Genomic DNA, 11,135 nt, shown 5'->3' with positions numbered 1-11,135 from the left:
GGCATGAATAAGCTCAGCGTCGACATTTTGATCGCTGTCCATGACCGCATCTTATCCTCGACGCCGAGACGGCTACGGGACTTGCCCGCGCATTCGACGTCAGCCCCGACTTTTTCGTAAAGCTTGATCGCGCGTGGCGGCTTGGGAGCCTCGTCCAATGACAATCGCCCCTTCCCTCCGCCGATCCGCAGCCGACGCATGATGAGCCTCCGCGGATATACGAAGAAGCGTTCCCGCCGACCAAAGATTTGTGCGCTTGCTGCGAACGCGTCGTCGAGCGCATCCACTGGATGAAATGGGGTGGCGATCTTTCCTGGCTGTGCGACGACTGCATGGACCAACCGCTAGAGGAAAACGACCCCTGCCCCGACACAGGAGCGCGTCATGGCTGAGAAGAGCCTCGCGTCTTGGGTGCAACGCCTCGCCGGCGTGCGCAAGACGCTCGGCCGTGAGCCGACGCTGGCCGAGTTGCTGCGGCTCTGCTCGATGCACAAAATGTCTGAGGCAGAGGTGCAAACCCAGGCCAAGAGTTGGGCTCGGGCGAATATCTCGACCGATGGTCCGCGGTTCGACTAAGATGCGGCATGACCGAATCTGCGCCCGCCTCAGAGATCAACGCCGCACCCCACGCGCATCTGCGGGAAGCGCTGCAGCTTCTTGAAGCGCGCGACATCAACATTGAGATCGACGGCGGCCCTGCGACCTACATCGTGGATGGGCGGCCGACGACGTCCGGCGATGTGGTGGCCTATGCTGCGATGCTGACGCCAGCCGGCCTGAACGTAGTGCAGTGAGGAATTTTATGATCGATCCCGACACGCAGTACGAAGTCCAGAACGAAAGCTTGCTTCGGCCGCCGGTCAGCGATAACTCAGCCAAGTCCTCCGGAAATCTGCGCTGGAGCAACCGTGTTGTGATCGCGGCTCTCGTGATTGGCATGCTGATGGGAGCTGGCATCATGCCGGTCGAGTGTTGGGCTGCAAAAGCCCTTGGACTCCAGTGAACGACAACCGCCACAACCAGACGCCCGAAGGCGTCAACAGCGCCTTGGTGAGGTAACCGAGATCCTGAAGACGCCCGTTGGCGCGTTGGGCATTGTCCCGGCCGGTTGCCTGAACATCGCCCCTGCCACGGAAGTCCCAGCCATCGTTCGGAAGCTTGTTATCGAGCCGGCCGCCGTAGCACAAAATCTCCAGCATCGATATAAGACCCCCAAAACGTCTTATAGAATCGCGCCGATTTTTGATTTTCTTCCCCTGAATGACTTCTCGACCACTGGTAATGAGCATAACAACACTCGGCACCAGGGATGAAATCTGATTCGCCCACACACGAACCGACCGTCTGTCTCTTTGAGGTACCCGCGCTCTGGCAGCCCATCGCCGATAGTGTTCTCTAATGGGTCAATGGGCGGCAGCTCGGTTCAGAGCGTTCGACGCTTTCGGGTGCCTGCGTTCTCTACGTGCTCGTGCGGCACTTGATGGGGTCAGCTGGGTGCAGAGCGGCTCGGTTGAAATCGCAGCCGGCACAAGGCCGCATGCTACAGAATCGGCGCCATCGTCTGCTTCCTCCCTCGGGCGTCGCTCCCGCTCGGGAGCTCGGTTCGGCCTCCTGTCCGGTAATGTCAGCCTCTACGCAGGCTTGAACTCGGTGCCCTGCCGCAGCATCGCGTGCATGATGATCGCCAGCCGACGCGCCAGAGCGATGCGCGCCTTGCGCATCGTCGAGCGCTTCGCGATGGCCAGAGCCCAAGCCTTGAGCTTCAGAGGCTGCCTGCAGCGCGTCAGCATCACGTTGGCGGCTTCGTACAGGAGCGTTCTGACCCGCCGGTCGCCGCACTTCGAGATGCTGCCGGTGTAGTCGACCTCGCCCGATTGGTAACGCCGTGGGACGAGACCGAGATACGGCCCGACGTCGCGAGAGCGCTTGAAGCGCTCCGGATCGTCGATGGCTGCCGTGAAGGCGAGCGCGGTGAGTTGACCGACGCCCGGGATCGTCATCAAGCGGCGGCAGGCCTCTGAGGCTCGGACCATCCGCTTGATATCTGCGTCGATGGCGATGACGGCGGCCAGAACGGCAGCTCGCGCTCCGATCAGGCCCCGCATGGCGGCAGACAGCCCAGTGATCCCCTCGCTCGAACGCAGAGCCTGCTCGATGAACGCAGGGCTGAGCGCCCGCGGCAGTCGCACCCCGAACACGACGGCAAGGCCGCGGATCTGGTTCTCCAACGTGACCCGCTGGCCCACCAGCTTCTTGCGAGCGATGATCAACGACCTCACGGCGTGAGCCGGCAACGACTTCACGTGCACCGATTTGAAGAAGCCCGTTCGTGCCAGGTGAGAGAGACCGCGCGCATCGTTGCGGTCGGTCTTGTGCGTCGTGAGCGACTTCAGCGCTTGGTAAGCCTGCCGGCTTGATCCGCCCCCAGTGAAGTGGTCCGCCCTGAGGTATGGCTTTCGGGCCAGGACGAGCACGTTCCAGTGATGTGGTCCCGGCACTCGCACTCCCATACGGGCCCGCGGCGCATAGAACGGCCGCATCAGAGGCCGGACACATGGCAGCACCCGAGCACGCGCAGCGCCCGTCCCAAGATTCTGCTTGCACCCGGAGGGGCGTCCACACATGGCCATGCGGTACGGGCGAACGCAACCAATCGCCACGGGTACAGCGCCCGCGGGTGCGGGCCATGTTGGTCGGAGTCCAGGTCTCGTCCACGAACACGAGATGCGCTGGGTCGAGATCGGGCCGGCCCTCAAACCACGCCTCGCGCGCGGCCTTCACGTCCGGGCGACCCTGCTTGGTGGCGTGAGCTGTCTTTTTTGTACGTCAGATCGTGTGCGTCGAGGAAACTCCATAGGGTGCCGAGCCCGACCGTGAGGTCGTGCTCGTCCCGAAGCCGGGCGCGCATGTCCTCCAGGGTGATGTCCGCCTTTTCATCGATCAGGCCGCGCAGGAACGCCTCGTGCGGATCGAGCTTCGAGCGGCGTGCCCGTCCTTGCGGACGGGCAGCCACCGTCCAGGTCATCGTGAGCGCGGCCATCAGCGGATCGAGGTAGCGACACCGACCCCAAACCACGCGGCCGCCTGCCGGCGCGAGGTCGTTGCCGCGGCTTCCACCACCCGCTCGCGCAGACCCTGGCTGTAGGGTCGTCCCATCCGTCACTCCTCCCCCAGAGCGATCAGTGAATCAGCCCGTCGCCTCGCCGTGAACCCCACTTCGACTCAACGCAAATCGAAAATGCTCTAGCGGCTGGCAATGCGGAGGGTATAGTGACGGGTTCGGCCGAAGTTCTGAGCTGAACGTATTGTGGGAAAACTACGCTTGAACGGAATGTTCCTATGAAACAAGAGTTTCGCCCCATCGACTACGTGCCCCCTTTTGGACTAAGTCTCTTAACGGCCGCTGTCGCTTACTGGATCATCATGTTCAAGCTACAGGGGATTCTACCGGAGCGAGAGCAGCGACTGACGTGGGCATATCGTGTGTGCCCGCTCGTAGCGGCGACGATCTTTTTTCTTGCCATGCCCTTTTCTCGGTAGTCGATAGCCCGGCGCATTTCGGCCGCACTGAATGGGTAACTTTTGTATGGATTTATAGGACGAATTAGCGTGCCCGAAATAGCTCGCCCTGAACGCCGTGTGCGACAGGTCACTAAGATCGACCGAACCGATATTTACTTGCGCGTCTTGCATGCTCTGCTTTTACGCGACATGCGCACTCGTTTCCTAGGCAGTTACTGGGGTTATGCAATCCAAGTAATGTGGCCTGTAACACACCTTCTGATGCTGAGCGCCCTCCTTATCTTGCGGGGGGGGAGTCCTGGATTCGGCGAGAGTACATTCGTCTTTATTGCATCGGGAGCAGTGCCGGCTCTTGCATTTCAGTATATCGCCCGTGAAATAATGAAAGGCATAAATCAGAATAAGCCGCTTGTTTACTACCCGCAAGTGCGTACTTTGGATGTGATGTTCTCAAGGATTATTGTTGAGGTCGCGAGCAGCTTCATGGGCGTGATAGTAATCATGCTATTGATTGTATTGTGGGGCGACAATCCAATGCCGGTCGCTCCTGTAACCGCCATCTCCGGATACATCTGTGCTATCATGCTCGGTGTAGGCGTAGGAACAATCAACGCCGCTGTTATCCAATTTTTTCCCGGCTGGATGACGGGTTTTATTATTATCAGTATAGGGACTTATGCAACATCTGGTGTCTATATGATGCCGCACGAAATGCCAGAGACTGTGTACCACACACTTAAATGGAATCCGATAGTTCAGCTCGTTGAATGGGTGCGGCTTGGATATGACCCTAATCTTCCCATAACGGTAGATTATGTTTATATGTTTTTCTGGGTTTTTGGTACAATTACTATAGGATTATTTTTAGAAAAAAACGTAAGCAGAAAGAGCTTATGACTTTGTTGTCAAGCTTGTTGGTCAACTGCAAATCCGAAGTTCTGTTGATCTTCGGACGGCGGGCAGGGCGCCGTCGTCCAGACATCGTCGACCATGAACTTAGGCGGGATGAGGCTACCAGTTATGGTCAATCTGCTATTCACACCCAACCAGGGCGCACTGGAGCGCTGCTTCGCACGGGATGACGATGCTTAAACTCATTCGAGAAATCAGGCTGGCACTCGGCGCGATCTCTACTACCGCCAATGACGTCAAAAACTTAGCGGCATCTGTAGATCACCTTTCAAAAAAAATTCTGCACATTGAAGAACGTCAATCAAGTTTGGCGAATAATATCACGTCGACAACTACTGCGTACAATAGGTTATTAGGCGAAAAGCACACTACAACGGAGATGATTTCATCATTTGCAAAGAGATTTGAGGCTGCGCAATCCGAAGTGGCCGTGCTGGCGCAGTCTCTTAAATATTCCGCATCTAAAATCGAAGAAATTCAGCTCGCCATGAGCGCTCTTCAGAAAACGGCTCCTGGGCTGGGAAATGTGTCACTCAGTGGCGGCCGTGTCCTAACACGTTTAAGTATGCCCGAGTACTTTTCCTATCAAGATCCGATATATATTGTAAATTCTGATGATAGAATGATACTGCCGCGGCTGGCCATGGACGGTGTATACGAACTTCCCAGCACTCGGTTTGTCGCAAGAAATGTCAAACCAGGAGACCATGTGGTCGACGTGGGCGCAAATTTTGGCTATTATGCCATCATATTTGGTTCGCTGGTGGGCTGGAAAGGGCGTCTCCTCGCGTTCGAGCCTGAGCCGCTCATGTTTGAGCTTCTATCAGAAAATATTTTCGCCAATTGGATTGGCTGGGCTCGCCAAGTGAATGCCGCTTGTTCTGATAAGGCTGGCGAGATTGAGCTTATGACCAGCAGGGCTCGCCCCGGGAATACCGGCGTCGCAACTCCTCTCGATCGGCCAAGCGAGGCAAAGGACTTCGACTTTGTACCCTTCAAAGCGCTGACCGTATGCTTGGACGATGAGCTCGACACCTTGGATGGCCGTATTGACTTCATGAAAATCGACGTAGAAGGGAGCGAGCCCTTGGTGTTGCGCGGAGCATGGAGAGCGATCGCCAACAATCGCCAGATCGTAGTCATGATGGAATGGTCACCCGATCAGCTAGCCAGCTGCGGGCACGAGCCCGCCGCATTGATTGAGGAACTTCGCAGTCACGGGTTGGTATGCAGCGCCATTGGTTGGCAGGGCGATGAGGCGCCACTTGAGTTCGGCACGCTGCTTGAAGGCGCCCCCTATCAAAACATTGTCTTGCGACATTCTGCGCCGTGAGGGCACTGCGGGTTGCGGACATATGGCTGAGCCGCAGCCTCCGGCGGGAAGTGGCTCGGCCAGACCTGACGGATGCATGCGGCGGTCGAGTAGGTCAGATTTTTTTCGCGACGGCCACAGCGCCTGCCCGGTCTCGTGTTTCGTCGTCGCGAGGCAAAGGGCCGGCGTCGCCTTCTCCATCGCTGGTGGTCAGGCAGCGAGCAACCCGTTCATCACGTCGACTTGGCGCTGGAACCGAATGCGCCCGAATGGGGCTTTACGGGGAGCGGCGAAGAACACCGCGCGATTAAGGCTCGCGGCCATGAGATCTCCGGACATATTACAGAGCACGCGACCTTGACTGGGCGGCGCAGGGATGGGCTATCGGTAAGAGGCGGCGCTACTGCGAGGCGCAGAGTCCCGGAACCGAGATCGCGAAGCTCGTCGAATCATGCCGGCTCTCCGCGCCTGGGTTCGCCATGTTGTTGTAGTTGAAGATGTAGCGGCGAGATGTCGGCGTCCGCGAGGCGGTGTACTCGTGAGCCGAGTAAAAGCACCGCCTCCGCTTGTATCGACAGACACGATCGACTGCTGATCCAAGTTTGCGGAATTGGAGTTTACTGTATAGTTGCCAACACCATTTCGTGTCACGCTTGCGATGTTGTAAGAGCTTGCGACTACCCTCGGCACGCTGGACGCGACCGTGATCGTGCCGAACTGGCTGGGCAAGAACGGCTGCCGTGTCATGCCGAACGGATTGACGACGTAGTAGTAGTTGCTGTCGCCAGTGAAGCCGGCGAAATTGCCTGAGATGTCGCTTTGAAGCTGCGGTCCAGCCGTCCCTTTGGCAACCTAATTGTGCATGTTCGCTCGGCCGACCACGCCTGCAACCGATATGAAGAGGACCTTCCCGGTATCGAGGTGGAGCATTGACGCGTAGTCGTTAATTGCCGGCAGGATGCCGAAGCCATTGTACTAGAGCTTGAGACCCTCGACGGTGTTGCGCGGGCCACGGAAGCGGAGGCCATAGCGGCACGGCAGATCCAACTGAGTCCCGCTCATGCGATTGTCGCCGCCGAGATCGAAGGCTGCCCAGAGTTCGCCGTCTTGGCCGAAGTTGTAGAGGTGAAGGCGTGCTTGCCGTCGTAACCGGCAAGTGTGGGGCTCGCAGCACGTCCGTTACGAACGCCACGCCACGCGCCGCCGGTTGTTTCGGCATCGGTGTGGTTTGCGTCGTAGACGCCGATCTGATTGCGGGGGGCGGTGTCTTCCAGATACTCAACCGCGAGGCCGCCCGACACGTAGGCTTGGCCCGCTGCCGTCGTATCAACGCTCGTCAGCGAATAGGTCGTCGGCGACAACCCACTTCCTCTGCAAGCCGGCCAAAGATCGCGAGGATCATGGTCGCGCGGTTGAGGCCTGGCATGAGGAGGCGACTTTTCTCGGTGTTTCGCGTAGCTCGCAGATCACGAGCACCGGGCTCCCAAGGAAGGCGTGTAAGGGCCCCACAACCCCATCAACACATGGTTCGGCTTCGATGGGGTCGCTCGCTGAAGCCGTTTATGATTATCTCACCGAATCGGCCGTCCCCCTACATTCCGCTTGGCTGCCAAGTCGAGCTCAGATCCAAGCAGCATGGTTGTATTGCCCTGCGTATCCCTGCAGAGAAACCGCACGCTGCCATCGCGATCCTGGTACTTAGCTGCCACGTTGAGAACCGCGCCATCGCGCGTTCTCTTCACCTCATCGCCCCTGTAGATTTCACCCCACTGTTTCGCACTGATCATGACGGACCTCGAAGGAATAAGTCACTGAATAACAACGCACAGCAATCAAGTCGGTGCCGCCCTTTGCTGCCTGGATGATACGGTCGGGATCGGCGGTCCACACCAAAGGCTTTGGGTCGCTTCTTGTCTCGGCGAGAAATCGTTTGATAGCGTGGCTTGTTCCCATTCGGTGGCTGGGTTCGAAGTTAGTGTATCGTCGGTCGCGAGACCATAGCGGGGCGCGATCGACGCTGAGCTGCTTGGTTCAGTTGGCTAGATGTTCGGTCCCGGCATGTGGTGTGACGGATCGAGCCTGAAGCGTTCGGGCTCTTTCGTCCAGGTCTGGCAAATAAACTCGTAAGGTGTAAGGCCGCGCAGGGTCTTGAGTCGGCGGCCGTAGTTGTAGGCGTCCACGAACAACTGCAGGTGCTGCCGCAGCTCATCGTGGCTGGCGTAATGGTAGCGCTTGATTGTGGCGTCCGTGATGGTGCGGTTTGCAGCTTCGCGCTGCCCTTCGGGTCATCCGCTCGATTTGGCCATTATCCGGCATGATAGCCTCGGTGCCCTCGCATTCCGCTGATCATGTGATCAGCGCTATGGTGAGCCCATCCGGGATGTGGGGCACCGGGAGCACGTGAGTGCGGGCAGGCCGACCCTTAGACGATGGGCTGCGAGCCCGAGCCGTTATTTGGCCGCCCCTGCGGCTCGCCCGGATGCGCTGCGAGCGCGGATCCCTAGTTGCCGTGTTGCCCGCTAGTGCACTGACGCGAACGGAGGATTCGCGCGGGGTGGAGGATATGCGAGTCTGGGCGGATGGCTCAGACCGTTTGCATTTTGCTTGATGACCCTGCGAAGGCGTGTGTTTCGGCGTGCAATTTTGGCTCTGACTCACTCTCGCTGATGCCGGCGGCGTTGAGTTTGCGGATATCCACGATGGAGCCGCAGCATGCGCACTCGCTTCAGGCCGTCGAGCCTCGTACCTGCCGGATTCATCATCGATCACCTCGATGTCGGCATCGATCGGATCGGGCTGGTCGTGAGGTCCGGATCTGCGACGGCGACGTGCCCAGACTGCCGGACCTCTTCATGTCGCATCCAAAGCCGCTACCAGCGCCGTGCCGCCGACCTGCCGCTCGGTGGTCGGCGCGTCGAACTCCAAGTCATGGTGAGACGCTTCTGGTGTGACGCAGCGGCCTGTGGGCGGAAGATCTTCGCCGAGCGCTTCTCCGACGAGGTCCTGCCTACCTTCGCGCGGCGCACCTCGCGGCTGGAGCAGATCGTCCATCACCTCGGGCTCGCACTCGGTGGTCGGCCCGGTGCGGGTCTCGCTCAGCGCCTGATGCTGCCCGTCAGCCGAGACACGCTCCTGCGCGTGATCCGCCGTCGGGCGACTACACACTCATATTCGCTCAGCGTCATCGGCATCGACGACTTCGCCTGGCGGCGCAACCATCGCTACGGCACCCTCGTCTGCGATCTCGAACGCCGCCGCATCGTAGCGCTCCTGCCCGACCGCGAGCAGGCCACCGCACAGACATGGCTGAAGATGAACGGCTCGATCCGGATCCGTGCTGACCTGTGCGATGTCGATCTGACCCGAAGGGCGGCGCATCGGCGTCGAATGGAGCCGATCGGGTAGGCCTCGAAGCGCGACCGCTTGGGCTTGTCGCCGTCCACATCCGGCAGGCGGCTGATGCCGTGACGCTGCAGGCAGCGGTGCAGGCTGGAGCGGGTCAGATGCGGAAGGGTCGGCTGAAGCGCGTAGAGGCAGTCGTCGAGCGGCAACAGGGTGTGCCGCCGGAAGGCGACAATGACCGCCTCGTCTCCAGGCTCAGCACGCTGGAGCGAGGCTCCTTCGGCCCCATCCGTGCATCGGTGCTGGTCTGGCGTCAGCGCCACTTCTGCACGGTCGAGGGGCTGATGCCATAGCGCTTGGCGGCGGACCTTACACTCTCTTAACCAGCTTGGATTACCCGACGGACCGTCTCAGTCGTCGTGGCGCTGCCGTGGAGAACCTGTCCCATAGCGCGTCCCTCCATGCGGCATCAGTCGTACCACTACACAGCGGGACCGAACATCTAGATCACGACGCCTAGCGCAGGCGGATGTTAACCTTGCGAGGAGTGCGGCCAGGTGCTGTGTTGTGTCTACCACCGCTCGAAGACGACGCTGGCAATCTTTGAGCCTGCCCGTCCGACTGACAGGAGTTGGTTGTGCCGTAAATGAGCGATCCCGTACACGTCCAGCTCACAGAGTTCAGGCTATTAATTTTCAGCACCAGCGTAGCTGTTCAATGGCCGCATTTGGAATGACTGATTGTTGTGTAAGCCATTTGCGGATTAAGACTGGATCAGGCTCGGCTGTAACGAAACCAATTTCAACTGCATGAATACCCCGGGCAACGAAAAGCGTTGAGATGCCAGAATCGCGGGCGCCGGCAATGTCTGTTTGTAGACTGTCTCCAATTGCCAGAATGCGATTTCTCGGAAGCTCCGTCCCCCTCGACATAGACGCTTTACTCACAGCCGCGTGGTATATTGCCCGATGTGGCTTGCCGGCATACGTTACTTTACCACCGATCTCTTCATATGCCGCCGCCAATTGCCCAGCGCAGGGAGTCAATCGACCGTCCCGCTCTACTACTAGGTCCGGATTGGCGCAAATCATCGGAAGGGCGCGGCGTCGAAAATCCGAAAGCATTGATCGGTACTCCGATACGGTTTCTCGCAGACTGTCAAAAAGGCTTGTGCAGACCACAAGATCCGCGGTGGTAAAGGAGACGAGTGCGAGGTCCATGCCTTCGAAAATTCGAGCATCACATTGAGGCCCAAGATGGAATACGTTGCGCGACCCGGAAAACCGGATGAGATCTCTGGTCAAATCACCCGACGTCACGAGGCCGTCGTAGGCGGCGCGCGGAATACCTAAGCCATGAAGTAAGTCCTCCAACTGGGACGAGGGCCAGGGAGCATTCGAGATCAGTATGACGGAGCCAGATTTCGTTTGCCGATATTCTTTAAGCGCGGCATGCGCAAGCGGATGCGCACGGACGCCATCGTGAAGCACGCCCCAAACATCGCAAAGTATCGCATCGTAGTGATCCGCTATCTCTCTCAGCCCAGTCAGCAGCCGGGGTCGCCAATTGACATTCATCGAGATTTCTACGCTCCGAAGCAGGCGACGGTGTAGATAATCCGGTTAGGAAAATCTACAGGTTTGTGGAGTCAGCACGTTTGGAGAGATCAAAAACGACTCGTCAAACGCGTCAAATGAAACAACGATGATTGGCGTACCGCTCCTTTGCCGTGCCACTTATCTTGGCATGCCATTGAATCCTTTGTTCGGGGCATGCGATTTTTTCAGCCGATAGGCAGTGATAAGGCCGATGGCTGCCATCACCCTCTCGCCCGAGTGCGGGTTCCTAAACTTGGCAGCTAGCTGGACACCTCCAAATACCGGTCTGACGGCGGCTTTTGGAAGGTACGGTGGGAGTGTTAGGGTGTTGCAGGTCTGACGCGGCTCCCTTCGCCGGCCGAGGCGGGCCGGATACCCTCGGTTTCGATGCTCAGGCTGTCCTCGTCCGGGAGCCGGTAAGCCAAGCCGCCCGGTTCATGTTGTAGATC

8 protein-coding genes and 5 pseudogenes are annotated in these 11,135 nt (G+C 58.8%); 6 read left to right on the top strand and 7 right to left on the bottom strand.

Going from position 1 to position 11,135, the window contains the following annotated elements; genetic code table 11:
* A partial coding sequence (locus MGN01_RS24020) for a hypothetical protein (RefSeq protein ID WP_210246099.1) occupies window positions 1-200 on the bottom strand: 200 nt, incomplete at its 3' end.
* Between the two features lie 184 nt (window positions 201-384).
* Between MGN01_RS24020 and MGN01_RS22360 the strand changes: the two genes are divergently transcribed.
* Genes MGN01_RS22360 through MGN01_RS23850 form a run of 3 tightly spaced genes read left to right on the top strand, consistent with a single transcriptional unit; the run spans window position 385 to window position 1,003 of the window.
* Window positions 385-576 (top strand): hypothetical protein, encoded by a 192-nt coding sequence (locus MGN01_RS22360; protein ID WP_147049005.1) that lies wholly within the window; start codon window positions 385-387, stop codon window positions 574-576.
* 8 nt (window positions 577-584) lie between these two features.
* A complete protein-coding gene (locus tag MGN01_RS22355) occupies window positions 585-794 on the top strand; it encodes a hypothetical protein (RefSeq protein WP_147049004.1) in 210 nt (69 codons plus the stop codon).
* A gap of 8 nt (window positions 795-802) precedes the next feature.
* On the top strand, window positions 803-1,003 hold the full coding sequence (locus MGN01_RS23850; protein ID WP_170246123.1) for a hypothetical protein: 201 nt from the start codon (window positions 803-805) through the stop codon (window positions 1,001-1,003).
* A 628-nt stretch (window positions 1,004-1,631) separates the two neighbouring features.
* On the opposite strand, the pseudogene MGN01_RS22345 reads toward MGN01_RS23850, so the two are convergent.
* Window positions 1,632-2,414 (bottom strand): annotated as a pseudogene (locus tag MGN01_RS22345) (IS110 family RNA-guided transposase); the annotation flags it as partial.
* A 208-nt stretch (window positions 2,415-2,622) separates the two neighbouring features.
* Window positions 2,623-3,156, bottom strand: a pseudogene (locus tag MGN01_RS22340) (transposase); the annotation flags it as partial.
* 453 nt (window positions 3,157-3,609) lie between these two features.
* Here MGN01_RS22340 and MGN01_RS22335 point away from each other — a divergent pair.
* Both MGN01_RS22335 and MGN01_RS22330 read left to right on the top strand, forming a co-directional pair.
* Entirely contained in the window at window positions 3,610-4,419 is an 810-nt protein-coding gene (locus MGN01_RS22335) for an ABC transporter permease (protein ID WP_238258567.1), read from the top strand.
* A 187-nt stretch (window positions 4,420-4,606) separates the two neighbouring features.
* Window positions 4,607-5,767, top strand: coding sequence for an FkbM family methyltransferase (locus MGN01_RS22330; protein ID WP_170246122.1), 1,161 nt, complete (start codon window positions 4,607-4,609; stop codon window positions 5,765-5,767).
* Window positions 5,768-6,804: 1,037 nt separating this feature from the next.
* On the opposite strand, the gene MGN01_RS22325 is transcribed toward MGN01_RS22330, so the two are convergent.
* Both MGN01_RS22325 and MGN01_RS22315 read right to left on the bottom strand, forming a co-directional pair.
* Window positions 6,805-7,107: a hypothetical protein gene (locus MGN01_RS22325; RefSeq protein ID WP_147049001.1), complete on the bottom strand. Its 303-nt coding sequence runs from the start codon at window positions 7,105-7,107 to the stop codon at window positions 6,805-6,807.
* A gap of 678 nt (window positions 7,108-7,785) precedes the next feature.
* Window positions 7,786-8,025, bottom strand: a pseudogene (locus MGN01_RS22315) (IS3 family transposase); the annotation flags it as partial.
* A 433-nt stretch (window positions 8,026-8,458) separates the two neighbouring features.
* Between MGN01_RS22315 and MGN01_RS22310 the strand changes: the two are divergent.
* Window positions 8,459-9,085 (top strand): annotated as a pseudogene (locus MGN01_RS22310) (transposase family protein); the annotation flags it as partial.
* A gap of 47 nt (window positions 9,086-9,132) precedes the next feature.
* Here MGN01_RS22310 and MGN01_RS22305 read toward each other — a convergent pair.
* Both MGN01_RS22305 and MGN01_RS22300 read right to left on the bottom strand, forming a co-directional pair.
* Window positions 9,133-9,536, bottom strand: a pseudogene (locus tag MGN01_RS22305) (helix-turn-helix domain-containing protein); the annotation flags it as partial.
* A 247-nt stretch (window positions 9,537-9,783) separates the two neighbouring features.
* Window positions 9,784-10,665: a TIGR01459 family HAD-type hydrolase gene (locus tag MGN01_RS22300; RefSeq protein WP_147048999.1), complete on the bottom strand. Its 882-nt coding sequence runs from the start codon at window positions 10,663-10,665 to the stop codon at window positions 9,784-9,786.
* Window positions 10,666-11,135: the final 470 nt, after the last annotated feature.

It is taken from the genome of Methylobacterium gnaphalii (assembly GCF_007992215.1).
Classification (GTDB): Bacteria; Pseudomonadota; Alphaproteobacteria; order Rhizobiales; family Beijerinckiaceae; genus Methylobacterium; species Methylobacterium gnaphalii.
The sequence above is the reverse complement of the archived record's forward strand: the minus strand, read 5'-3'. Positions and strand labels throughout refer to the sequence as shown.

Excerpts from the sequence above, each read along its gene's own strand:
- MGN01_RS22355 (WP_147049004.1), top strand. The coding sequence starts at position 585 with ATGACCGAATCTGCGCCCGCCTCAGAGATCAACGCCGCACCCCACGCG.
- MGN01_RS22300 (WP_147048999.1), bottom strand. The coding sequence starts at position 10,665 with ATGAATGTCAATTGGCGACCCCGGCTGCTGACTGGGCTGAGAGAGATA.
- MGN01_RS22360 (WP_147049005.1), top strand. The coding sequence starts at position 385 with ATGGCTGAGAAGAGCCTCGCGTCTTGGGTGCAACGCCTCGCCGGCGTG.
- MGN01_RS22330 (WP_170246122.1), top strand. The coding sequence starts at position 4,607 with ATGCTTAAACTCATTCGAGAAATCAGGCTGGCACTCGGCGCGATCTCT.
- MGN01_RS23850 (WP_170246123.1), top strand. The coding sequence starts at position 803 with ATGATCGATCCCGACACGCAGTACGAAGTCCAGAACGAAAGCTTGCTT.